The organism is Sporosarcina sp. Y838 (assembly GCF_056786515.1).
Genome location: NZ_JBXCJD010000001.1, coordinates 79304 through 104104 on the forward strand (window position 1 = coordinate 79304; position 24801 = coordinate 104104).

25 protein-coding genes and 1 pseudogene are annotated in these 24801 nt (G+C 43.4%); 17 read left to right on the forward strand and 9 right to left on the reverse strand.

Features of this window, described 5'->3' with window-relative positions:
• Positions 1-355: 355 nt before the first annotated feature.
• Both AC1TO4_RS00380 and AC1TO4_RS00385 read right to left on the reverse strand, forming a co-directional pair.
• The gene (locus tag AC1TO4_RS00380) at positions 356-1519 is read right to left on the reverse strand and encodes a M20 family metallopeptidase (RefSeq protein ID WP_482103689.1); all 1164 of its coding nucleotides are present in this window, start codon (positions 1517-1519) and stop codon (positions 356-358) included.
• 123 nt (positions 1520-1642) lie between these two features.
• Positions 1643-2146 (reverse strand): antibiotic biosynthesis monooxygenase family protein, encoded by a 504-nt coding sequence (locus AC1TO4_RS00385; protein WP_482103690.1) that lies wholly within the window; start codon positions 2144-2146, stop codon positions 1643-1645.
• A gap of 216 nt (positions 2147-2362) precedes the next feature.
• Here AC1TO4_RS00385 and hemE point away from each other — a divergent pair, with 216 nt between their 5' ends.
• From hemE to AC1TO4_RS00405, 4 genes are all read left to right on the forward strand, one after another.
• Entirely contained in the window at positions 2363-3403 is a 1041-nt protein-coding gene (hemE, locus tag AC1TO4_RS00390; protein WP_482103691.1) for a uroporphyrinogen decarboxylase, read from the forward strand.
• A gap of 30 nt (positions 3404-3433) precedes the next feature.
• Positions 3434-4366 carry a ferrochelatase gene (hemH, locus tag AC1TO4_RS00395; protein WP_482103692.1) on the forward strand — a complete coding sequence of 311 codons (933 nt, stop codon included), beginning with the start codon at positions 3434-3436 and terminating at the stop codon, positions 4364-4366.
• Between the two features lie 27 nt (positions 4367-4393).
• On the forward strand, positions 4394-5821 hold the full coding sequence (gene hemY / locus AC1TO4_RS00400) for a protoporphyrinogen oxidase (protein ID WP_482103693.1): 1428 nt from the start codon (positions 4394-4396) through the stop codon (positions 5819-5821).
• Between the two features lie 87 nt (positions 5822-5908).
• Positions 5909-6775, forward strand: coding sequence for a glycerophosphodiester phosphodiesterase (locus tag AC1TO4_RS00405; protein ID WP_482103694.1), 867 nt, complete (start codon positions 5909-5911; stop codon positions 6773-6775).
• Between the two features lie 43 nt (positions 6776-6818).
• On the opposite strand, the gene yhfH (AC1TO4_RS00410) is transcribed toward AC1TO4_RS00405, so the two are convergent.
• The 3 genes from yhfH (AC1TO4_RS00410) to yhfH (AC1TO4_RS00420) form a co-directional block, all read right to left on the reverse strand.
• Positions 6819-6944, reverse strand: coding sequence for a protein YhfH (yhfH, locus tag AC1TO4_RS00410; protein ID WP_482102191.1), 126 nt, complete (start codon positions 6942-6944; stop codon positions 6819-6821).
• Positions 6945-7022: 78 nt separating this feature from the next.
• On the reverse strand, positions 7023-7148 hold the full coding sequence (gene yhfH, locus AC1TO4_RS00415) for a protein YhfH (RefSeq protein WP_482102060.1): 126 nt from the start codon (positions 7146-7148) through the stop codon (positions 7023-7025).
• Between the two features lie 81 nt (positions 7149-7229).
• Positions 7230-7355, reverse strand: a complete 126-nt coding sequence (gene yhfH, locus AC1TO4_RS00420; RefSeq protein WP_482103695.1) for a protein YhfH — start codon at positions 7353-7355, stop codon at positions 7230-7232.
• 176 nt (positions 7356-7531) lie between these two features.
• Between yhfH (AC1TO4_RS00420) and lplA the strand changes: the two genes are divergently transcribed.
• The 6 genes from lplA to AC1TO4_RS00450 all read left to right on the forward strand — a co-directional run bounded on the left by lplA (position 7532) and on the right by AC1TO4_RS00450 (position 15113).
• Positions 7532-8524, forward strand: a complete 993-nt coding sequence (gene lplA, locus AC1TO4_RS00425; protein WP_482102058.1) for a lipoate--protein ligase — start codon at positions 7532-7534, stop codon at positions 8522-8524.
• Positions 8525-8775: 251 nt separating this feature from the next.
• Positions 8776-9480, forward strand: a complete 705-nt coding sequence (locus AC1TO4_RS00430; RefSeq protein WP_482102057.1) for a winged helix-turn-helix domain-containing protein — start codon at positions 8776-8778, stop codon at positions 9478-9480.
• A complete protein-coding gene (locus AC1TO4_RS00435; protein WP_482103696.1) occupies positions 9477-10529 on the forward strand; it encodes a sensor histidine kinase in 1053 nt (350 codons plus the stop codon). Before AC1TO4_RS00430 ends, AC1TO4_RS00435 begins: the two co-directional genes overlap by 4 nt.
• Complete coding sequence (locus AC1TO4_RS00440) at positions 10480-11262, forward strand: ABC transporter ATP-binding protein (RefSeq protein ID WP_482103697.1); 783 nt, start codon at positions 10480-10482, stop codon at positions 11260-11262. Before AC1TO4_RS00435 ends, AC1TO4_RS00440 begins: the two co-directional genes overlap by 50 nt.
• A complete protein-coding gene (locus AC1TO4_RS00445) occupies positions 11234-13171 on the forward strand; it encodes an FtsX-like permease family protein (RefSeq protein WP_482103698.1) in 1938 nt (645 codons plus the stop codon). Before AC1TO4_RS00440 ends, AC1TO4_RS00445 begins: the two co-directional genes overlap by 29 nt.
• 388 nt (positions 13172-13559) lie before the next feature.
• Positions 13560-15113, forward strand: coding sequence for a fatty acid--CoA ligase family protein (locus tag AC1TO4_RS00450; RefSeq protein WP_482103699.1), 1554 nt, complete (start codon positions 13560-13562; stop codon positions 15111-15113).
• A gap of 620 nt (positions 15114-15733) precedes the next feature.
• On the opposite strand, the gene AC1TO4_RS00455 is transcribed toward AC1TO4_RS00450, so the two are convergent.
• Entirely contained in the window at positions 15734-15931 is a 198-nt protein-coding gene (locus AC1TO4_RS00455; RefSeq protein ID WP_482103700.1) for a hypothetical protein, read from the reverse strand.
• A gap of 234 nt (positions 15932-16165) precedes the next feature.
• Here AC1TO4_RS00455 and AC1TO4_RS00460 point away from each other — a divergent pair, with 234 nt between their 5' ends.
• Positions 16166-17323 (forward strand): DHH family phosphoesterase, encoded by a 1158-nt coding sequence (locus AC1TO4_RS00460; RefSeq protein WP_482103701.1) that lies wholly within the window; start codon positions 16166-16168, stop codon positions 17321-17323.
• Positions 17324-18133: 810 nt separating this feature from the next.
• On the opposite strand, the gene AC1TO4_RS00465 is transcribed toward AC1TO4_RS00460, so the two are convergent.
• Both AC1TO4_RS00465 and AC1TO4_RS00470 read right to left on the reverse strand, forming a co-directional pair.
• Positions 18134-18346, reverse strand: a complete 213-nt coding sequence (locus AC1TO4_RS00465) for a hypothetical protein (RefSeq protein ID WP_482104046.1) — start codon at positions 18344-18346, stop codon at positions 18134-18136.
• 7 nt (positions 18347-18353) lie between these two features.
• A pseudogene (locus AC1TO4_RS00470) lies at positions 18354-18473 on the reverse strand (hypothetical protein); the annotation flags it as partial.
• A gap of 163 nt (positions 18474-18636) precedes the next feature.
• Here AC1TO4_RS00470 and AC1TO4_RS00475 point away from each other — a divergent pair.
• From AC1TO4_RS00475 to AC1TO4_RS00500, 6 genes are all read left to right on the forward strand, one after another.
• Positions 18637-19728: a CotH kinase family protein gene (locus AC1TO4_RS00475; protein ID WP_482103702.1), complete on the forward strand. Its 1092-nt coding sequence runs from the start codon at positions 18637-18639 to the stop codon at positions 19726-19728.
• A 594-nt stretch (positions 19729-20322) separates the two neighbouring features.
• Positions 20323-22299, forward strand: a complete 1977-nt coding sequence (locus AC1TO4_RS00480) for a S9 family peptidase (protein ID WP_482103703.1) — start codon at positions 20323-20325, stop codon at positions 22297-22299.
• 19 nt (positions 22300-22318) lie between these two features.
• A complete protein-coding gene (locus AC1TO4_RS00485; protein WP_482103704.1) occupies positions 22319-22879 on the forward strand; it encodes a GNAT family N-acetyltransferase in 561 nt (186 codons plus the stop codon).
• Between the two features lie 4 nt (positions 22880-22883).
• Complete coding sequence (locus AC1TO4_RS00490; protein ID WP_482103705.1) at positions 22884-23015, forward strand: hypothetical protein; 132 nt, start codon at positions 22884-22886, stop codon at positions 23013-23015.
• Between the two features lie 118 nt (positions 23016-23133).
• Positions 23134-23478: a late competence development ComFB family protein gene (locus tag AC1TO4_RS00495; protein ID WP_482103706.1), complete on the forward strand. Its 345-nt coding sequence runs from the start codon at positions 23134-23136 to the stop codon at positions 23476-23478.
• Positions 23479-23522: 44 nt separating this feature from the next.
• Entirely contained in the window at positions 23523-23936 is a 414-nt protein-coding gene (locus tag AC1TO4_RS00500; RefSeq protein WP_482103707.1) for a DUF1761 domain-containing protein, read from the forward strand.
• Positions 23937-23967: 31 nt separating this feature from the next.
• Here the strand turns inward: AC1TO4_RS00500 and AC1TO4_RS00505 are convergent, their stop codons facing one another.
• Entirely contained in the window at positions 23968-24744 is a 777-nt protein-coding gene (locus AC1TO4_RS00505; protein ID WP_482103708.1) for an enoyl-CoA hydratase-related protein, read from the reverse strand.
• Between the last annotated feature and the right edge of the window lie 57 nt (positions 24745-24801).

Here is a 24801-nt window from a genome sequence, read left to right on the forward strand (position 1 = left end):
ATTCCAAACGCAATTGGGCATTCTGTTCTTTTGGAAGAGAGAAACAGGCTGTTTCTCTAGGAGATAACGACGGTTTCTCTTGGGGAAACAGACGTTATTGGGACAAAAGGAGAAAAGTGAAAAAGAAAGCGTTATTCCGTATGATGTTGAACGGAATAACGCCATTCTTTCCGGCTTATCGCGGGAGGCATCCACAAAGCACCAAAGCGGTATTAGCAGGATTTCAGGTTCATCCCCTATGTATTGAACTTTTTAAGCTCCATGTAAAAACAGTGAGCCTTCCTCATAAAATTCGAAGGAAGGCTCACTAATTATCAAATCATGAAATATTACTAATGGTTAGAAAGTCTTCCTATTACGAATTTTGATATTCAACAGCGGCGGCACCAAGTGTCTTCGCCGCAAGAAGCATCGCATTTTCATCGATGTCGAATTTTGGATGGTGATGCGGAAATGGAATCTCAGGTTTAGCACCCGTGAAGAAAAATGTACCTGGTACTTTTTCTAGGTAATAAGCAAAATCTTCGCCACCCATTTGCGGCGTAGATTCAACCACTTCCAAGCCCGAAATCGTTTCAGCCACAGTTTTCAAAAATTCCGTTTCGTTAGCATGATTCACAACGGCCGGATAGCCCCTTACGAATTCGAAATCGATGGTACAGTTGTTTGCAAGTGCAGTTCCATCGACGACACGTTTCATCTCGAGTTCCATCAAGTCACGAATGTCTGGATTGAATGTTCGTACCGTCCCACCCAGTTTTGCGGAGTCTGCAATGACATTAAATGCATTTTGCGAAACGAATGAGCCTATGGAGAGTACAGCCGATTCAACCGGATTGACGCGACGGGAGACAAGTTGTTGTAAATTCATGACAAGCTGCGCGCCAATGACGATGGCATCTTTCGTTTGATGGGGAGCTGCACCATGCCCGCCGGCTCCTTGAATCGTAATATCAAAACGATCAGCTGCCGCCATAACAGGACCCGTTAAATATTCGACTGTGCCGAAAGGTGTCAACGACCACAGATGCGTTCCGAAAATAACGTCAACTCCATCAAGGCAACCGTCTTCAATCATCGAAATTGCACCACCAGGAGCAAATTCTTCCGCGTGTTGATGGATGAAGACATATTCACCAACAAGGTCTTCCCGTAATTCATGTATCGCTTTCGCAAGCTGAAGCAGTGTAGCGGTATGTCCATCGTGTCCGCAAGCATGCATGACGCCGGGGACCGTTGATTTGTAGGGTACATCCTTTTCATCCTGAATCGGAAGTGCATCAAAGTCGGCACGTAGTGCAACTGTCTTTCCGGGTCTTGCCCCTTTGACACGTGCAACAACGCCATTGCCGCCTACATCTTTACGCACTTCAACCCCAAGATTAGCATAAAAGTCAGCTATATATTGCGCGGTTTTCTCTTCCTTAAAGGACAACTCGGGATTCATGTGAAGGTAGCGACGTATAGCGACCATATCTTCATAAGCACAATCAAGTTTTTCTAACAGTTGTTCTTTCAATGGACTACCCCTCCCAAAATTACACTAGTTTGAATGTTACTGTCTCCATTATAGCAAACATTCCATATGAAACTATAAAGGGCGTACAAAAAACGCGACCGGAATGAGGTCGCGTGTAAGAAATTATTTTTTTGTGGCATACTCCGTAATGTAAGGGGCGCTCGAGAAGATATGAAGTGTTTTATCAGAGCCCGCTTCTGCACGATCTTTCGAATGAGCTTGTGCGAATGAAGATGAGTTTTTCCATCTTGCATAATAAGTATTATCCGTCCATTCCGTCATGACAATGTATGTATCAGAATCAAGTGGACGAAGTAAACGAAAAGCGATGAATCCAAGTTCTGATTCGATGTTACCTGCGCGGTCTTTAAACCGAAGTTCGAAAATGGGGCGCCCTTCATCTGTGACCGGAATATTGTTGAAGACGAAATAGCCTTTTTCTTGAAGTGTGCCGGAAGAACCAATCACTTCGTAACGGCGTGGTGTTTGAAATATTGTTTTACCTGTCGTTTCATGCAACAATAAAGAGTTACCTTGCCCATGCATGGCAATCAATCCTTTATCCGCGTGTTTTTCTTTTAAGTCTTCCATGAATTCCGGTGTGCCGGATGTCATAAAGATATTCATTATTAAAAACCTCCTCAAAGTAGTTCCTATACCTCTATTTTCCCCTAATTCCGTACTTAAAACAAACAATGACGAAATGATGGCGAAAAAACATGAAATGACGCACAAATTGATGACAAAAGGGGCTAAACACTATACTTTGCAAGGAAAAACATCTATATTGAGACCTATATGAAACAAATAAATGATTCATAAAAGAAAGTGGGATGAAGCCAAATGACTAAATTCAACGATACACTTTTACGTGCTGCAAGAGGCGAAAAGATTGACCACACACCGGCTTGGTACATGAGGCAAGCGGGACGTTCACAACCTGAATATATGAAAATTAAAGAAAAATATTCCCTAGAAGAAATTACACAGCAACCGGAACTATGTGCATACGTTACCAAGCTTCCAGTCGATCAGTACAATGTCGACGGAGCAATCCTTTACAAAGATATCGTTACGCCACTGCCAGGTATTGGTATTGACGTGAAAATCAAACCAGGTATTGGTCCAGTTATTTCAAATCCGATTCGTACCGTACAAGATGTCCATAATCTTGGCGATTTATCACCGGAGGAAGACATTCCTTTCGTTCTTGAAACGATTAAAATATTAACGAAGGAGCAATTGAATGTTCCGCTTATCGGTTTTGCAGGTGCGCCATTTACGCTTGCAAGTTATATGATTGAAGGCGGTCCTTCGAAAAGTTATAACTTAACAAAATCATTTATGGTGTCTGAGCCAGAAGCATGGTTCGCGCTAATGGACAAACTTGCGGATATGACGATTACTTATATTACTGCACAAGTAAATGCAGGTGCGAAAGCAATCCAAATCTTTGATTCGTGGGTGGGCGCATTGAACGTTTCCGATTACCGAATTTTCATTAAGCCCGTTATGACACGGATTTTCACGGAATTGCGTAAATTGAATGTTCCACTAATCACGTTCGGAGTTGGCGCAAGTCACTTAGCGAACGAATGGCACGATCTGCCTGTAGATGTTGTTGGTCTTGACTGGCGCCTGTCCATTAAAGAAGCAGGAGAACGGGGTCTGACAAAACCAGTGCAAGGTAATCTTGACCCATCATTGCTGTTGGCGGACTGGTCAATTATAGAAGAACGTGCAAAAGTAATCATCGAGCAAGGTGTAGAACACGGTAATCACATATTTAATCTAGGACATGGTGTTTTCCCAGATGTGAAACCTGCAACATTGAAAAGACTGACAGAATTTGTTCATGAATACAGTACACAGCTACGTAAATAACGTACTAATCCGAACGATGAGGTGAACATAATGACAAGGAAAAAAATGGGATTATTAGTAATGGCGTACGGAACACCGAACAAAGAAGAAGATATTGAATCGTATTACACACATATCCGTCGTGGTCGTCCGCCCGCACCTGAGCAATTGGAGGACCTTCGAAACCGTTACGAGGCAATTGGAGGAATTTCACCACTCGCCAAAATTACGGAAGACCAAGCAAACGCACTTTGCAATCGTCTGAATGAAGTGCAAAACGACATCGAATTCAAGGTTTATATCGGATTAAAACATATTACACCATTCATTGAAGAAGCAGTAGAGAAAATGCATCAAGATGGCATTACAGAAGCTGTCTCAATCGTACTTGCGCCACACTTCTCGACGTTTTCCGTCAAGTCGTATAACGGACGTGCGAAAGAAGAGGCAGACAAGCATGGAATCGCTATTACGTCAGTGGAAAGCTGGTACACACAGCCGAAATTCATTGAATTCTGGACCGATAAAGTACGTGGTACATTTGAAAGTATGAGCGACGAAGAGAGAGCTTCAGCTTGTTTGATTGTTTCAGCGCATTCGTTGCCTGAAAAAATCATCGCAAGCGGGGATCCGTATCCAGAACAATTGAAAGAGACTGCAGACTTGATCGCATCAGCTGCAGGCGTAAAAAATTATGAACTGGGTTGGCAAAGTGCAGGGCAAACGCCTGAACCATGGCTCGGCCCTGATGTTCAAGACTTGACGCGCGACTTGCATAACGAAAAAGGCTATAAGACGTTTGTCTATACCCCGGTAGGCTTCGTTTCCGATCATCTAGAAGTGCTGTTTGACAACGATTACGAGTGTAAAGTTGTTTGTGATGACATCGGAGCTTCTTATTACCGTCCGGAAATGCCGAATATTGACCCACTATTCATTGATGCAATGGTGGACGCGGTATTCGGAAAAATGGAAATGGTCTAATACGAATGAAAGAAAGTGATGATGGACATGAGCGAACAAAACAAGAAAGTCGTCATTGTCGGTGGAGGAATTACTGGTCTCTCCGCGGCATTTTATATGCAGAAAGTAGCGCGAGAAAAAGGACTCCCTTTAGATGTCATCTTAGTCGAAGCATCCAATCGGCTGGGTGGAAAAATTCGGACAGTCCGGCGTAACGGTTTTATCATCGAGCGTGGTCCCGATTCATTCTTAATTCGAAAAAAGAGCATGGGTATCCTTGCAGAAGATCTCGGAATTGAAGGGGAACTTGTAAAAAATGCGACAGGACAAGCTTACGTACTCGTAGGCGGTGAATTGCATCCGATTCCGGGGGGCTCTGTCATGGGCGTCCCAACGGAACTCGGTCCATTCATGAAAACAGGTTTGTTTTCTTGGGCTGGAAAACTGCGTGCAGCCGGAGACTTTGTGCTCCCGCGTTCCAGCATTCAAGGGGATCAGTCACTCGGCGCGTTTTTCCGCAGGCGTTTTGGTGGAGAAGTTGTCGAAAACCTCATTGAACCGTTGTTGTCAGGCGTTTACGCAGGCGATATCGATCATATGAGTTTGGAATCGACATTCCCACAATTCTACGCGGTAGAAAAGAAACATAGGAGCCTCATTCTTGGGATGAAAAAGACAACCCCGAAACAAGTTCCGCAGAAAGATGGACACGGCGCGAAAAAAGAGGGCGTCTTCCATACATTTCGCAATGGTCTTGAAACAGTGGTCGAAGCAATTGAGAAGCAGCTAAATCCAGGAACCGTCATGAAAGGCGTCAGGATTGATGCAATTGTAGAGCCGAAAACGGTCGGAGAAAGAACGACTCTTGCACTGAATGACGGCAGAAAAATCGAGGCGGACGCAGTTATCCTTACAACTGGACACGAAATGGCAGGCCGCTTATTCGCTCCTCACGGTTTGCTGCAGGATTTGAGAGAAATTCCGACAACATCCGTTGCAACAATTGCCTTGGCCTTTCCGGAAGAACTTGTCGTTCAAGACAAAGAAGGAACGGGCTTCCTCGTCTCTAGAAGTAGCGATTATTCAATTACAGCATGCACATGGACGCATCGGAAATGGCCGACCACAACGCCTAAAGGTAAAGTATTGATCCGTGCATTTGTAGGCAGAGTAGGCGATGAAGCGATTGTTGACTTGCCTGATGCTGAAATTGAAAAAATTGTTCTTTCCGATCTCGGTAAAATCATGAATATAAAAGGGAAACCAGACTTTACCGTTATTACGCGCTGGAAAGAAGACCGGCCGCAATACCGGGTTGGCCATAAAGAGCGAATTGCGAAAGCGCGTGCTGAACTAAAGTCGACATTCCCGCAAGTCAAACTAGCCGGCGCATCTTATGATGGCGTTGGACTGCCTGACTGTATTGATCAAGGAAAAGCTGCAATGAAAGAAGTACTCGAAGATTTGTTTACATAAAAAAAGTCTGCCCTCGGGTGGACTTTTTTTTGTGGAAAAAGGGTATAGGAATAGGTACATAGAAAACGAGTGAAAGTAGGAAAGAGAATGAAGAAACGTACATGGGGAGTAGGATTAATACTTACTGTGCTGTTGTTGGGTGGTTGTGGAAAAGGGAAAGCAGAAGTGGGTCTGACGTCAAATGGGGATTTCCTCATTATCGCGCATCGCGGGGCCTCGGCTTACGTAGCGGAAAACACACTGGCATCTTATGAGTTGGCGGAGGACCTGGATGCAGACTATATTGAACTTGATATTCATCTGACACAAGACGGCCAGCTAGCTGTTATGCATGACGCAGACGTTACCGGAACGACAGAAGGTAGCGGTGAGGTTGCTGAATTGACGCTTGCAGAGCTAAAAGAGCTGTCTGCGAACTTCCGACGCGATGATAAGAAGATGCGGGCTGTAGATGGTCCATCCGATGAATACGCTGTACCAACACTCGGCGAAGTGTTTGGGCAATTCGGGGAAAACATGGGTTTCATTATTGAATTGAAAGACCCGAAAGACTATCCCGGAATTGAACAAAAGCTAATCGATGTCTTGAAAGAATATGACATGGTCGGGGTTAGGGAAGACGGGCGCACGAAAGTGGCGATTCAGTCATTTAGTGAAAAAGGATTAAAGCAAATTTATGAACTAAATCAGGACATTCCTCTCCTACAACTCATTTCGTTTGATGAAGATGAAGAAGCAAAGTTATCGAAAAAAGAAGTGGAAAAACTGCTGTCCTACGCTTCAGGGATAGGCATTACTTATGAAGCGTTAAGCGCGCCATTCATTAAAGAAATGCATGACGAAGGACTGGCCGTTTACGCATACACCATCATTGATGCTGAAACCGCATTGAAAATGAAAGCAATCGGTGCAAATGGAATTCACACAGATCGTCCTGACATACTCGAAAAATAAAAAAACAGCAATAGAGGTTGAGCTCCACGGCTGTTTTCACGTTTTAAAGGATATTACAATCATTACATTTGTTACCGTAGCATTCATGTTGCTCTTCGATTTCATTTCCGCATGTTGTACAAATCTTAGCAGGCAAGTTTTTAAAAAATTCGATGACATTTTCAAGCATATTGATTCTCTCCTCCCTCTATTGTATTAGTACTAATTTATTTTTTATATTTGTAATAGTACAGGTTGTATAAAAAAATTAAAGGATATTACAAGAATCACATTTGTTGCCGTAGCATTCGTGCTGCTCTTCGATTTCATTTCCGCAAGATGTACAAACTTTAGCAGGTAGGTTCTTGAAAAACTCGATAACATTTTCAATCATAGCTAATTTCCTCCATTTCTAACTGTATTAGTTTGAAATTAATTAATTGAAGTGTGATAGTACAGGCGTTGCAAAAAAAAGTTACAGTATATTGCAATTGTCGCATTGGTTACTGTAGCACTCGTGTTGTTCTTCAATTTCATTCCCGCATGTCGTACAAACTTTAGCAGGTAGATTTTTGAAAAACTCGATTACATTCTGAATCATATTTTCATTCTCCCTTCCAAATTTGTACTAGAACTAAATCTGTTATTAGTAGTGTATTATAACAGTGGTTAGAATGTCAAGGCATTTTTTATTTAATTCTGAAAAGTTCTAGATGAGGTCATCTCGGCGTGAAAATGATAAAATAGATAGGAAGCTATTTATAGGGAGCGATAACTATGCATTTCATTGATAATAAAGGGATTACAGATCCACATATCAACTTGGCAATAGAAGAGTATGTGCTTAAGAATATGGATATTGAAAAAGATTCATTTTTGCTGTTCTATATCAACGAGCCGTCCATCATCGTCGGTAAAAACCAGAATACGGTTGAAGAGATTGACACGGAATACGTGGAGGCAAATGGGATTCATGTTGTTCGCCGTCTATCAGGCGGGGGCGCAGTTTACCATGATTTAGGCAACTTGAATTATAGCTTCCTCACAAAAGACGACGGGGAATCATTCCGCAACTTTAAGAAAGTTACAGAACCAATCGTTCATGCACTAGCAGAAATGGGTGTCAAAGCCGAACTTCTCGGACGCAATGACATTCTTGTGGAGGGGCGTAAAGTTTCCGGTAACGCACAGTTTTCAACGAATGGCCGTATGTTCAGCCATGGAACGTTGATGTTTGATACAGAAATTGAGCGGGTTGTTTCAGCGCTGAAGGTACGAAAAGATAAAATCGAATCAAAAGGCATCAAATCAATTCGCAGCCGTGTCGCAAATATTTCTGAATTCCTCGAGGAACCTATGACGATTGAACAGTTCCGACTGGAAATCCTAAAATCGATTTTCGGCGGCGAAGAAAAAATCCAGTATTTGGAGCTAACGGACGAGGATTGGGACAACATTCGAAAACTTTCTGAGGAACGCTATGCGAACTGGGATTGGAACTACGGTAAATCACCGAAGTTCAACATGCAGCATTCACACCGTTTCCCGGTAGGCGGCATCGATGTCCGCATCCAAGTGAAGAAAGGTATCATGGAAGACATCCACATTTTCGGCGACTTTTTCGGTGTCGGAGAAGTGAAGGTCATCGAAGAAAGCTTGAAAGGCGTCCAGTATGAAAGACAAGCAATCAGCGAAGCACTTGCGCCGATTGACATTCCCACATACCTCGGGGGCATAACGAAAGAAGAGTTTCTCCAATTAATTTATTGATACATTCACAAGCCTGACACACAGTCAGGCTTTTTTTGTGGGATAAATTCTTGATAACCAGATCTCTCGCGTGCGGCTGCCCGACCTGCGCCGGTGACCGCCCGACTCGTGTCCTTGACCGCTCAATCCGCGCGTGTGACCGCCCGAACCACACCCCCAACCACCGAAAAATATCCAATTCCCATTAGCCTTCCAACCACCATAGCTATTTTTGCGCTATAATATAGGGAACAATGAAAGGGGATGGGTCGATGGAAAAACACCGTATATTCATCGTGGAAGACGATAAGAAAATTTCGCAACTACTAGCAGATACATTAAGGAAATACCAATACGAAGTAGCAATTGTCGAAGATTTCGACCGAGTCACCGAAGAAAGTCTAGCGTTTGAGCCGCATCTTATTCTACTTGACATTAATCTGCCATCCTATGACGGCTATTATTGGTGTCGCCAACTTCGCCAACAAACTACGTGTCCTATACTATTCATTTCAGCGCGATCTGGTGACATGGATCAGGTATTTGCATTGGAAAATGGCGGGGATGATTTCATCACGAAACCTTTCCATTATGAAATCGTCCTTGCCAAAATACGGAGTCATCTGCGCAGAACGTTTGGCGAATATGCACCGAATCAATCTGAGCGTACCGTGAAAGCGGGATTGCTGACAGTTTATATTGAACGGATGGAATTGCATGTTCGAGAAAATGTCGTTCCGCTACAGAAAAAAGAGTGCGTCATTCTCGAAATGCTGATAGATGCCTCTCCTAAAGTAGTGTCACGGGAAAATTTACTCGAAGAATTATGGGACGACCAGTCTTTTGTCGATGAAAACACATTGAATGTCAATATGACGCGGGTACGGAAAAAACTGGCGGATTATGGCGTTAAATCCTCCATCGAAACGGTACGTGGAGCAGGCTATCGCTTCTTGTTGGATCCTGAAGAATCATGAAGAAACTGAAATTATTCCTGAAAGAACATGTATCGTTCCTTATTTTTCAAGGGATTCTGATGCTGTTCATTATGCTGCTTTATTGGCTTGACGGCTTCCGCAATTTCAACACGGCAGTCTATTCAATCAGCATGAGTATGTTATTGACCAGCGGTTATTTGTTGAGCAAATTCATTATGAGACGTTCCTTTTACGATGCAATCACGCGGAAACCGACAAAAATGGAAGACGCACTAATCCGTCATGCGCATGCACCCGAAAACAGGCAAACAACCGAATTCACGCGTGAATTGTACAAGTTGTATCAAAACGAAGTACAACAGCTATATGCGGCACAACATCGGCAACTTCATTTTATGAACCAATGGGTGCATCAGATGAAAACACCGATATCGGTCATGGGTCTCCTACTAGAGGAGAAGGATAACCTAGACCGAAACAGCATTGCTGAAGAAGTTGAGAAAATTCGACGCGGACTCGATTCAGTTCTAGTGAATGCACGACTTGAAACATTTGAGCAAGATATGCAAATTGAACGGGTTGGTTTGAAAAAAATAGTGCAGGAAATCGTAACGGAACATAAGCGGTTGTTCATTGCGAACGGTGTATTTCCGGTTATTTCAATAGATGATCAATTTCTGGTCGCCACAGATGTGAAGTGGATGAAAATCGTTATTGGTCAGTTCATTACCAATGCGGTGAAATATACATTTGATGAAGGTAAGAAAGTTCATTTTACCGCAGCATGTACGGGCCATGGACTGAAATTGACAATCCGGGATGAAGGAATCGGAATCCCTTCTTCAGACTTGAACCGCGTGACGAAAGCTTTCTTCACAGGTGAAAACGGGCGGCTGACGGGTGAATCGACGGGTATGGGGCTTTATATTGCGTTGGAAGTTTGCAATCGACTTGGTCATCCGCTGTCCATCGAATCGGAGAAAGGAATCGGAACAACAGTGACGGTGTTATTTGAAAATGGAGAGGCGGGGGAGACGGATGAAGCGGAAGGCAATCGTGGAAATGGCGGAAGTGACGAAAATTTATGAAGGAAAAGTAATGCACCGGGCATTGAACCGTCTCGATTTTGAAGTGGAAGAAGGGGAATTCGTTGCAGTGATGGGGCCTTCTGGAAGTGGGAAAACGACGTTGTTGAACTTGATTTCTACAATTACGTTGCCGACATACGGAAGTCTGATAATCAATGGAATCGAACCAGAGGCTTTAAAGCAAAATGACTTGGCTTTATTCAGAAGGCGCAATCTGGGGTTTGTCTTCCAGGATATCAATCTGCTCCAAACGTTGACGGTGGAAGAAAACCTTGTGTTACCGCTAACGCTCGATGGTTTACCTGTTTCAGAAATGGAAAGACGCATCGCTGGAGTTGCGGAATCGCTCGGTTTGAAAGACATCTTAAACCGCAGACCTGATGAGTTGTCGGGAGGACAGTCACAGCGAACGGCAATTGGCCGAGCGCTTATTCATAAGCCGAAAATCATTCTGGCAGATGAGCCTACGGGGAATTTAGATTCGAAGTCTGCGAAAGATGTGCTCGAATTGCTGAGTCATATCAATAAAATGGAACAGACGACAGTTATTATGGTAACGCATGATCCCATTGCCGCCAGTTTTTGTGATCGAGTGCTATTCATCAAAGACGGCGAATTTTTCAATGAAATCTATAAAGATGAAAGACGTCAAACATTTTTCCAACGAATCTTGAACGTCTTGTCTCTTCTCGGAGGGAATGTCCATGACCTTTCGTCAGTTCGCTTACCGTAATGTCGTTCGGAATAGGCGTATTTACGCTGCATTTTTCATGGCAAGTGTATTTTCCGTTATGGTCTTTTTCTTGTACTCAATGCTGTTGTTTCATCCATCCATAGAGGACCGATTTGTGCAGGAAATCGCTGTCATGGGGATGAGTATAGCTGAAATTGTATTGTATATTTTTACAGTATTTTTCTTGTTTTATTCGATGCGGGCATTTTTACAAGCGAGGTCAAAGGAGTTCGGCATACTGCTCCATTTAGGCATGGCAAAGCGGCAATTGCATCGTCTGATTTTTACTGAAACGATGATCATTGGTGTTGCTTCCATTGTGGCAGGAACAATTCTTGGGTATATGTTTTCTAAATTTTTCTTTATGATTATACGAGAAATCGTTCTCTTGCCAGCTTTACCTCTATACTTCTCATGGGAGCCATTTGCACTGACGATTGGTGCTTTCTTAAGTCTATTTGTTATCATTTCGTACGTTGCACCTGTTTTCATCCGGGCTGGAGAAATTGCAGATCTTATACAGGAAGTTCCAACTTCGGGAAATAAAAGCGTTTACGGTTATTCGAAAACTCGTGGCTATTTGGGGTTACTGTTTCTAGCGATGTCATATGCAATGGCTGCCTCAACAGCGAATTCTGTTATAATTGGATTGATTTTTTTCCTGCCGCCACTCGCGACAATTGGAACGTTCTACTTTTTCACGGATTCTTTGCCATTATTGCTACATAAGCTTCGCAATCGAAAAAAACTATATTGGCATCATTACTGGCTATTGTCCATTTCAGAAGGTGTCGTTCGGCTGCGTGAAAATGCGCGCATGTTTTTCATCGTAACAATGGTTTCCACGATAGCGTTCATGTCGGTCGGCGCACTTGCATCGCTCACTTCGTTTGCTTCTCAGTACCGGGAAATGCATCCACTGGGGCTTGTGTATAAGAGTCAGCAAGGGAACGATCTTGAAAGTAAGCATATTGAACAACTTGTCGACGAATTGAATACGAACCAAATCGACTATTCGCTTATCCGTTTCCAAGTTATCCATCAGTTGTCGACATTCACGGAGAATACCGTTGCGATATTGAAGTTATCCAATGTCAATATGCTTGCCGCTTCGTTCGGTTATTCGGCGATTGAGTTGGATGAAGGAGAGGCTGTTTTCCTTCCACCCTCCGTTTCATCTTATGATCAGCTGAAAGACCGTAAAGTAGAGACCCTTCTCAAGAATAGTAATGTAGATGTCAGAATTATCGGAGCATATCCACATCAATTGTTTTCCTCTTATTCCATTGCAACGAATGCCATCATATTGAATGACACCGATTATGAATATGTGTCGGATAGTGGATATATGAAGGGGTTAGAGCCATTTTCTTACTACGCTTTTAACGTCCCTGATTGGCAAAATACAAAGGAAATTGGGTTATCAATTAATGCGAAAGTTACGGAATCATTCCTGTTGGGGGATTCGGACTTGTTGTATTCATTTGAAAATCCTGGCTTGAACTATTCGGGGATTCGCACGACATTTTCACTGCTGCTGTTCATCGGATTATTGCTTGCAGCCGTTTTCTTCCTGGCCGCCGGAAGCTTCATTTATTTCAGGCTGTATACTTCACTTGAACGTGATCGTAAACAATTCGACGTGCTGCGGCGCATGGGAATCACAGATCGCGAAATTAAGAAAATCGTCAACCGACAATTAATCCCACAGTTTTTCTTCCCATGGGGTGTCGCGTTGGTCCATAGTTCGTTCGCATTTCTAACCCTACAGGTGATCTGGGATGCGCTTGCCGAAATTTCCATTGTAAAAGAATTGGTTCTCGTTCTGGTAGGCTTCACACTAATGCAACTGACCTATTTCTATTTAATTCGCTGGCGCTACTTGGCACATATAAAAGCACAGGGATGAAATTGAGTTTTATTGATGTATTGTTTTGTCTAGCTTCACCAGCCTGTCTTATGCAGGTCATGCAGCGGAGAGGGATTGAATTTCATCCCTCTTTATTGCCGCAGGACGCGGCGTACTTAGGCTGCATTCCTTTATTCGGCTGCTTCCGCTTTTCGTGTCTAGCTTCAGCGGCCAGATGCTCGGGTCGCTTCGGTCTTGAAGTGAATGGCAAAGAGCGCCATTCTCTTCAAGCCCTCCAGCAGGGAGGGATTGAACTACATCCCTCCTACCTGTCGCATCTAAACGGCCGCTTCCGCTTTTCGTGTATTGATTTGTCTGAACTTTTCTTATATAATGATTATGACAGGGGAATGAATGGTCATTCATTTAATTAAAAGGGGATGAAAGTATGAATTTAGTTACACGTGTGCGCGAAACTGCAATGACACAGCCTGAAAAAGCGGCATATCACTTCATGGGGAAAGATACTTCATATGCAGAATTCGATCAATCCGTGTCCATGTTCGCATCTGCGCTTCAAGGACTTGGCATCGAAAAAGGGGATCATGTTGCATTTCTTCTAGGCAATACACCACATTTCCTAATTTCGCTCTACGCAACAATGCGAATCGGTGCTACGGCGATTCCCATCAATCCGATTTACACGCCAGACGAAATTTCTTATATCTTACACAATAGTGACGCCAAAGCGGTTATCGCGCTTGACCTTCTGCTTCCACTTGTTGAGCAGGCGGCTGGTGCATTCCCGAATGTTGAGCATTATGTAATCTGTGAAACGGTTCCGGAAACACCAGCGAAAATTGCATTATTGCTGGAAGAGGTGAAGTCTAAAGTTCGTTCATTCTCACAGCTCATTGCAACAGGGACACCAAACCTTGAGCCCGTTTCTTTCGATGAAAATGAAACCGCTATCATCCTATATACATCAGGTACAACAGGTCACCCGAAAGGCGCGATGCTGACACATGGAAACTTGTACTCGAACGCACGCGACGTTGCGGATTACCTCGATTTCTCGGAAAACGACCGCGTTGTCGCTACGCTTCCGGTATTCCACGTGTTTGCACTGACAGTTGTCGTCAATGCGCCACTTGTGAAGGGTGCTACAATTTTGCTAGTTCCGCGCTTCAATCCAGCGGAAATCTTCAATATCGTGAAGGAACAAAAAGCTACAATCTTTGCGGCTGTACCGACAATGTACAATTTCCTTTATCAGTATCCGGAAGGCAATCCGTCCGATTTCGAGACCGTACGGACGACAATTTCCGGTGGTTCCGCGTTGCCGGTTGCATTGCTTCACAATTTTGAAGAGAAATTCAATGTGAGGATTTCAGAAGGATACGGATTATCTGAAGCATCACCCGTGACATGTTTTAACCCGCATGACCGCGAGCGTATTCCAGGCTCAATTGGGACAAATATCGTCAACGTTGAAAACAAAGTGGTCGATGAGCTAGGCAATGAAGTCCCGGATGGCGAAGTCGGCGAACTAATTGTGCGCGGACCAAACGTTATGAAAGGCTATTATAAAATGCCCGAAGAAACAGAGTCTGCTATTCGCGACGGCTGGTTATATACAGGCGATATGGCTAAACGTGATGCCAATGGCTACTTCTACATCGTTGACCGTAAGAAGGACCTCGTTATCGTAGGCGGATACAACGTCTATCCACGTGAAGTCGAAGAAGTATTATTCACTCACCGTGATATCGTAGAGGCGGCAGTGATTGGCTTGCCAGATCCAGATTTCGGCGAAGCAGTTCATGCGTTTGTTGTATTAAAAGAAGGCGTCAAACCTGACCAAGCATCGCTAATTGCATTCTGCGCGGCCCGTCTAGCGAAGTATAAAATACCGAAACAAATTGAATTTTTAGATGAACTGCCGAAAAACACAACAGGTAAAATACTAAGACGATCACTGAAAGACCAAGTGAGACTGTAAATGCTGGAGCCTTCTCAAGGTTACATGGGAGCCACTTAAAAACGTACATTTACCTAAATTAAAGCGACGACATTGCGTTCGATTTTGAACGAAATGTCGTCGCTTTCTTTCTTGTAGAAGTTTGATAATACGCCTTCTTAAATAGACCATAAAGCGCTGAAGTGCTATTAGCAGGAAATCTTATTCATTCCATGTATCAAGACTTTTTCAGTAGTTGCTTCTGTCATCGCTTCGCTCATTACATGATTTACAGCGATTTCGCCCTGAACGGTTCTGTTTTGAATCCGTGCGGGTATCGCCCAGACGTTGTCGACCGCAGGCAGGGCGTCGGTTATTCAACTTGCGCTTTCTGTCGCGATACGCCTGTTGATACATAGAGTTGTCATCCTCTTCATGAAAATGTGACATGAGTAAACCTCCTTTCTGGGTAGTAGAGAAAGGAGGTTTAATCGATTATGGCTTATTGCAAAATCCTTCTCTTACCTTAACGTACGCTGTTGTACCAAAGGGGGAGGAGACAAATGCGTACACTCAAAAAATACTTATGCGTGGAGAGAGTAAACGGATTTGTATTAAATCGGAGTCTTATAAGTAACCAGCTAAGTCTCACTACACTGTTCTTAGTGTTTGTTCTTGCTCCTATAATTCCTGCGGTTTCTGGTATCCTTGCTAGAAGTGGTTTGATAGCGTGAATTCCGGCGATATTTGTCTACGTTTCTTTGTTTATCACGAGGATCCTGCGCCATTAAGTTATCTAACCCCACGCGATCTATTTTACGCTTCACTTTTTGTATTTCATCTTCAAAAAATAGTGACATGTCCACCCTCCTTTCATGCTTATTGAGTGAAAGGAGATAGAGGCAATGGTCAATTTGCACCTTAAACTTCTTGCGTTCTCCTCTCTTCTTACAGTACGTGGTTGTACCAACATGAGTAGAGACGAATGCGTATACTTTTAAAGTAAATATTATTTTGGATTGTTGTTCGAACGTGCTCTTAATTGGCAATGAAAATTATTATCAATTACAATACTGAATGAAGAGGTGAAGAAGATGTATAAATTGTTAACACATAATGACCTAGATGGCGTCGGATGCGGTATTTTAGCAAAGCTTGCTTTTGGTAAGCAAGTAAAAGTTCGCTACAATTCCGTTTCTGGGCTCGATCGTGAAGTTGAGGGGTTTCTTGAAAACAATGATTTAGAAATGGGTTTGTTCATTACGGATTTATCCGTTAACGAAGAAAATGAAAAAAAGCTAGATGTCTTTTACAAAAATGGCGGGAAAGTACTCCTGTTAGACCACCACAAAACGGCTCTGTCTTTTAACGAGTATGAGTGGGGACGAGTGATTGTTGAGGATGCGGATGGAAAATTAACATCTGCGACATCTTTGTATTACGATTACCTGGTGACGCAACAACTATTAGATCCCACAAACGTCATCGCTGAATTTGTTGAGCTCGTTAGGCAGTACGATACGTGGGAATGGGAGAAAAATGAAAACCATCAAGCGCAGCGACTGAATGCTCTTTTCTATCTAATAACGATTGAGGAATTTGAAGAGAAAATGATAGAACGGCTAACAACTAGTGAACAATTCCAGTTTGACGCGTTTGAAACTAAATTATTGGATATGGAAGACAATAAAATAGAACGATACATCCGTCGAAAACGCCGAGAACTCGTTCAGACGCAAACGGATGGCCTTTATGCAGGCATCGTTTACGCGGAATCGTATCACTCTGAGCTTGGCAATGAACTAGGCAAAGAATATCCGCATCTGGATTATATCGCGATATTAAATGTTGGCGGAAAACGAGTAAGTTTCCGAACAATCCATAACCATGTTGACGTGTCTGAGGTAGCAGGTTCTTTTGGAGGCGGCGGGCACGCAAAAGCATCCGGCTGCTCTTTAACCAAAGAAGCTTATCAACTTTTTGTAGCAGAAACATTTCACTTGGAAAGATTACGTGAGGATTCGAAAGGGAATCGCCATAACCTGAAGAGGTCATCGTACGGCTCACTTTATCAAAATAGGCAGAAAGAACTCTTTCTTCTGTATCCAATCAATGAGACAGATTGGGCGATTGAAGAGACAACTTTTTCTAGTTTTGATGAAGGAGAAAGTTACTTGAAAAGGAACCAAGAAGCTTGGCTTGTTCAAGATGATGTGTTCGTCAGCTATCTAATGGAACGAGCAGGAAAATGAAATCCAACATTAAACCCTTTCCGCAAATGGAAAGGGTTTTACGTTTGTACGTATTCGGTGGATCACTTCATAACTAAGTTAATAAGTGTTTCCTACTTGCGATTCCTTAATTGCAGCAATTACGTTTTCTTCTACCAGTCAGTCCCTGATTCCTAGAAGTGTGTCGTCTTCTACCAGTCAGTCCTTGATTCCTAGAAGTGCGTCGTTTTCTATCAGTAAGTCCTTGATTTCTAGAAGTACATCGTCTTCGACCAGTAAATCGTTGGTTCATACGTTTGCCTCTTTGTGCAGCCAAGATCTTTTCATCTGCAAAAGTACGCATGTTTCTGACAGTGCGTCTGCGAGACGTGCACCGTTTTCTGCTAGTGCGATTTTGGTTCCTAGTATCGCGCGTGCCTCTGACAGTGCGTCTGCGAGACGTGCACCGTTTTCTGCTAGTGCGATTTTGGTTCCTAGTATCGCGCGTGCCTCTGACAGTTCGTCTGCGAGACGTGCATCGTTTTCTGCTAGTACGATTTTGGTTCCTAGTATCGCGCGTGCCTCTGACGGTTCGCCTGCGAGACGTGCACCGTTTTCTGCCAGTACGATTTTGTTTCCTAGTATCGCGCGTGCCTCTGACAGTTTGCCTGCGAGATGTGCATCGTTTTCTGCTAGTACGGTTTTGGTTCATTTTATCGCGCGTGCCTCTGACAGTTCGTCTGCGAGATGTGCATCGTTTTCTGCTAGTACGGTTTTGGTTCATTTTATCGTGCGTGCCTCTGACAGTTCGTCTGCGAGATGTGCATCGTTTTCTGCTAGTGCGGTTTTGGTTCATTTTATCGCGCGTGCCTCTGACAGTTCGTCTGCGAGATGTGCATCGTTTTCTGCTAGTACGGTTTTGGTTCCTAGTATCGCGCGTGCCTCTGACAGTTCGCCTGCGAGACGTGCATCGTTTTCTGCTAGTTCGCCGTTGTTTCCTAGTATCGCGCGTGTCTCTGACAGTTCGATGTTTGTTGCTACGAGGATCTTGATACATGAAATCATCTAACCCCAAGCGATCAGCTTTTTCAACCGCTCTTTCTATTTCATTCGAATAAAATATTGACATATCTATACCTCCCTTCTTCTTTGTTTTGAGAAAGGGAAGCGAAATGGCCTTTGATTGAAACATTTCGGATTTGTAGTAATTTCCTTCCTCTCCCCTCAAGGTACGTCGGTGAATCGAAAGGGATAGAGTCAAGTGCGTATAATGTTAAAATAATTATTTATTACATAGGAAACATCTTTGATATCCCTTCATAGGAATAGGGTAACGATGAAGGGAAAGGATTCGCATGAAGAAGGATATGAAACTACCTGAATACAGGCTTTTTATTCACCCTCTCGAATTAAGTGAAATTCGTAAAGACATTTGGATAGATGATCCAGTTCAAGCAAAGCTCACGATTAACGAGAAAAAGTTAGATATTGATATTGCATACCGTGGATCCCATATTCGTGGATTTCCCAAAAAATCATATCAAGTCACTTTTTATAAACCGGTTCTGTATCGAAATACAAAGACCATTCATTTAAACGCAGAATATAAGGATCCATCACTGCTAAGAAATAAATTGTCTTTTGATTTTTTCAATGAAATTGGTTGTCTCTCTCCAAAGTCTCAATTTGTGTTTTTGAAGATAAATGGTAAAAACGAAGGGCTCTATCTGGAATTAGAGTCCGTGGATGAACACTTCCTCTCGAATCGGAAATTACCTTTAGGGCCTATTTTTTATGCAGTGAATGGGGATGCCAATTTTTCATTAATGAGTGATCTTGATAAAGAAGTGAAAAAATCACTTGCGTTTGGTTATGAATTAAAATGGGGAACAGCGCAGGATGAACAAACAATACACGATATGATATTGAAGATTAATACGATTCCGAGGGAAGAATTTGAAAGTGAAATAGTTAACTATGTGAATGTTGAGAAGTACCTTTGCTGGTTAGCTGGCGTCGTATTTACCCAAAACTTTGATGGTTTTGTTCATAACTATGCACTTTATCAAAACGGAGAAACAGGGTTATTTGAAGTCATTCCTTGGGATTACGATGCAACATGGGGCAGGGATGTTAACGGGGAAGTGATGGAGGAAGATTATTTAAGAATAGAAGGATTCAATACACTAACCGCGCGGATTCTCGATGTGAAAACATTTCGAAATCGCTATAAAGAGAAATTGGAAGAGATTTTGAGCAACCAGTTTACTGTGGAAAACTTGAAGCCGAAAATAGAAAGTATGCATGCTTTAATTAGGCCGTATCTATTGAAGGATCCATATAAGAAAGACAGTATCGCTATTTTTGATAAGGAGCCTGCGTATATCATCGATTTTATAGAAGCACGGGCAGCATATATTAAGGGTCAATTGGCGGGATTCAAGTAGGCAGGTAGTGTTTTACGCTGCACATTATTGAGGGAGAGTTGTAAATTCGGAGTGTGGATTGTAGATCGCTTGGCGCTTTGGGGATGCCTTTCGCCCTGAGCCTGGATTAACGCTTCGCATCCAGTCTCAGGGCTTCGGCTACCCCATTGCCGCGCCTGCGCTGGAATATTCATTATCGATAGAAGTGTGACTTTGAGATGTATTTGCTGAGATTATAATGTGATTACTATTTGATACTGATCTCATTCTAGAAAGATGCATTACAGATTGCAGGTATAACCCCTAATAATGAAATGCGCTTTCAAAAGTAGATTCTCCAGCGAAGGCGCGACTTAGTGGTAGCCGGAGCGATAAGACTGAAAGTGATCTCCTTTCCGGCTTATCGCGGGAGGCATCCACAAAGCGTCGAAGCGGTATTAACGGGATTTCCAATTCAATCACTTGTTGGCCTCCTGCATTTATCACAAAAGGCGAGTTTCCGTTTAATTTCTAACGGGAATTCGCCTATTTGTCTAGATTTAATCTGCCGAATAAAAGGAAACCTGTTACGGATGTCGAAATAAGTAGTTATAGATTACATAAGGGGGAATTGCAATGGAGAAACGTAGATTACAAGTGGATGATTTGTTCAAATTGCACTCTGTCACGAATCCGCGGATCGCGCCGGATGGTAAGGAAGCGGTATTCGTGAAAACGCATATTGACGTCGCGGATAATAAATATATATCGAATTTATTTCACGTCAATCTTACTTCAAATGAAGTAACGAAGTGGACGCACGGAAAAGAAAGTATTTCATCGCCAGAATGGTCTGCCGATGGAAAACAAATTGCTTTTTTATCGGACCGCGAAGAGAAGAACCAAGTGTTTATTCTACAGGCACGAGGCGGGGAAGCGCAGAAACTGACGTCTTTTGAAAATGGGGTTTCTAGTTTCCTATGGTCGCCTTGTGGGAAAAAAATATGGGTCAATGCAGCTGTTAAAGAGGGCAAGTCATTTACGGATAAAGAAGAGAAGGCCGAAAAGAAAAGGCCAGAACCATACCGTGTCACGAAGATGAAATACCAGATGGACGGAGCAGGTCTTCTGCCGCAGGATTCGTTCAAGCAAATCGGCGTCGTCGATATCGAGACGCAAGAAGTGACTCAGTTCACGGAAGGCAATCATCAGTATGGCCTCCAAGCCGTATCGCATGACGGCAAGAAACTCGTCATCGGTGTCAATCGAACAGAGAATCAGGATTTTGATTTCCGACAACCTCTATTACTTGTCGATGTTGAAACGAAAGAAGAAACGGTTCTGGTGGATGAAGAAGGCTTTTTTGGCGGGGCGGCGTTTTCACACGACGACCGTTATATCGCATTCATAGGCGCGGATAACAAATTCTATAATGCGACCCATTCAGATCTTTTCATTTATGACACGGAAGATGGCACGCGAATGAATTACACGGAGAGTCTTGACGCACCAATCGGAGATGCTGTAGCTGCGGATCATCAGCAAGGCACTGGCGCACCGGCGGTAGTTTGGACGAAACACAACCAGCTGTATTTCCAATTGTCGACGATGGGCGATGTCCGTTTGTATTTTGCAACGCTTGAAGGGGAATTGTATCCAGCAACAACTGAAAATGAACATATTTACGGCTATGATTTATCGGCAGACGGTGAGTTTGCGCTCGTTGCTGTCAGTAATGCCATCAATCCGGGAGAACTGTACAAGCAGACGATTGTATCAGGTGAACGTGAAGAACTCACTTCATTTAACAGTGCGTATTTGAAGGAAGTTGAACTTGTTGAACCTGAGGCAATCGTCTACAATAGCGTGACAAATTGGGATGTGCATGGCTGGCTCATGAAACCGGCGGGCTACGTCGAAGGTGAAAAATATCCTCTCATCGTTGAAATTCATGGCGGTCCGCACGTAATGTTTGGGAATACGTTTTTCCATGAGATGCAACTGTTAGCAGCACAGGGGTACGGCGTCCTATACGTAAATCCGCGCGGCAGTCATGGCTACAACCAAGAGTTTGTGGACGCGGTACGTGGTGATTATGGAGGCGGAGATTACGAGGATATTATGGCTGGAGTCGATTATGCCATTCAGGAGAATCAATGGATTGATACAGACAGACTTGGCGTAACAGGCGGCAGCTACGGCGGCTTCATGACAAACTGGATTGTTGGTCATTCAGATCGATTCAAGGCGGCGGTTACACAACGCTCGATTTCGAACTGGATCAGTTTCTTCGGCGTCTCCGATGTCGGTTACTACTTGTGTGATTGGCAAATTGGCGCAGATATGACTAAAGTTGAAAAACTGTGGGAGCATTCGCCGCTGAAATATGCTAAAAACATTGAGACACCATTGTTAATCCTACATTCTGAAAAAGATTTCCGTTGCCCAATTGAACAGGCGGAGCAGCTATACATTACATTGAAAAGCATGGGGAAAGAAACGGAATTCGTCCGTTTCCCAGATGCTGATCATAACTTATCGCGCACCGGCACACCGAACTTGCGCATTGCGAGGTTGGATGAAATCAAAGGCTGGTTCGCGAAATATTTATAATAGAGCCGGAGGAATCTGTTTGAGTTACACAAAAGATGGAGTTACAATACGACCCATGAAAAAACAAGATTTACAGCGCATGTGGAAACTCAGTTTTAAAGAGGAAAACCCCGAATGGAAAAAGTGGGACGCGCCTTATTACGAACATAAGACTATGACATATGAGGCATTTCTGAAAGGTAGCGACGAAATTGTGGACCAGGATGATTGCTGGGGCATCGAAGTTAATGGCGAATTAATCGGCATGGTTAGCTATTACTGGGAGCATAAGCCTTCCCTTTGGCTAGAGATGGGAATCCTCATCTACGAACCAAAATATTGGAGCGGGGGCTATGGCACGACAGCACTAACGCTTTGGATTGAGCATTTATTCCATGAAATGCCGCTGGTTCGTGTGGGATATACAACGTGGTCAGGCAACGTACGGATGATTCAAGTCGGCGCGAAACTCGGCATGATGATGGAAGCACGTATACGGAAAGTTCGTTATTGGAATGGTACGTATTATGATTCCATTCGGATGGGCATTCTCCGTGAAGAATGGGAGACTCGGAGATTATCGGTGGTTAGTGACGAGTGAAATAATGATTATAGTGTTAAAACAGCCATTCCGTAGTTGCGGGGTGGCTGTTTTGTTGAGCAGTGTGGGAGGGTTAATGGTCGGTCGTCGTAGTTTATTGGTCGGTTTGGAAGGGTTAACGGGCGGTCAACCGTGATATACGAGCGCTCGCGTCGGCACCTAAGAAGTAAAAGGGAGTTTCAATTGTAGGTCGTTTAGCAGGCGATAAGAAAGCAAAGGAATGGTATGATTGATGGAAAATAGTGGGCAAAAGTATGTTGGCGAAACATATTAATCTGCTACTGGAGCGTGAAAAAATGGCTTTATATAATGTTATGGAACAAGTCGTACACGATGTGCTGATGCAGTATAAAGACCAACTGCAACTGGTATGTCAGTGCGAACGGTGCTTGGATGATATTATGGCAATCGCGCTTAACGAATTGCCGCCGCGCTATATTGCAAACGGGGATTATGGGCCCTACGTCAGAGCTGAGCATGTTGCAGATCGCCAAGGGGCTACAAATATTATACTCATTGTCACCAAAGCGGCTGCACAAGTGTCAAAAGATCCGCGCTGTCCGACGATGAAACCCGTTATTCCACCGACTATCGCTTAATGGGATAGTCTATATTACACATCGTCGATTGGAGGGGAAGGCGAATGGACATTTCACAAATTAGTATTCTAGCAATCATACTTGCTGTCGTGGCAAATATGATAATCGGGGCTTTATGGTATTCACCATTACTCTTTTCAAATATATGGTTGAAGACGCTTGGGAAAACGCGTGAGGAATTATCAGCGAGTAACCCAAATATCGGATACGGACTGACCACACTTGCCGGCATTATTACTGCAATCATCCTATCTCTTTTCATCTCGATGCTTGAGACGGTTACAGTTGGCGGAGGAGCTTTAATTGGATTTTTAGCGGGAGCTGGAATCGCAAGTGCACGAGAATTGTCACCTACATTCTTTGAAGGAAGAAAGTATACACTCTTTCTCATTAGTGCAGGTTATCATATTGTATCGTTAACAGTGATGGGCATGATAATCGCGCTTTTTATGAAATAAAAAGGAGAAGGCGTGTTTGCCTTCTCCTTTTTCATTTACCTTTAAATTGAGGTTTTCGTTTCTCCCCAAATGCATTCAGCGCTTCAACCCGATCTTCTGTTGGAATCGTAAGTTCATACGCCTTGCGCTCAAGAGCAAGTCCGGTCTGTAAATCCACATTCATGCCGTTCTTCACCGCGAATTTGGCTTGTTGCAACGCAATCGGACCATTTGCTAGAATTGAATCTGCAAAGTCAGCGGTTTCTTGGACAAGATTTTCCGGTGTTGTAATGCGAGTAAGCATTCCATAACCAAGAGCTTCTCCAGCCGTTAGTCTTCGAGCCGTTAAAATAAGTTCGAGCGCTTTTGATTCACCTATTAACCTTGGCAGACGCTGCGTTCCACCTGCACCAGGAATAATCGCTAGACTCGTTTCCGTCAGCCCCATAAGCGCAGTATCAGCTGCAATTCGGAAATCACAGGCAAGCGCAAGTTCCATTCCGCCTCCAAATGCAAAGCCGTTCATCATCGCAATGGTAGGTTGCGGCAAGTTTTCAATTGCCGAAAATACCTCGCCAATTTTGTAGAGGTTACGTTTTACATGCAGATCTGGAAGTGTTTTTCTCTCCTTCAAATCAGCCCCCACACTGAAAGAACGGTCGCCCGCACCCGTAAATACAACAACGCGGATGTCCGGATTAATGCGAATCGATTCTGTAACTTGACCAAGTTCAATTAGCATGTCGTAATTAAATGCATTCAACTCGCCTGGACGATCGAGCGTCACAAAAGCAAGATTACCTTTTTGCTCATAACGGATTGCTTCCATATAAATATCCCCTTTGACTTTAACATTCTATGATTAAGCCGAGAACACCCGTGACTT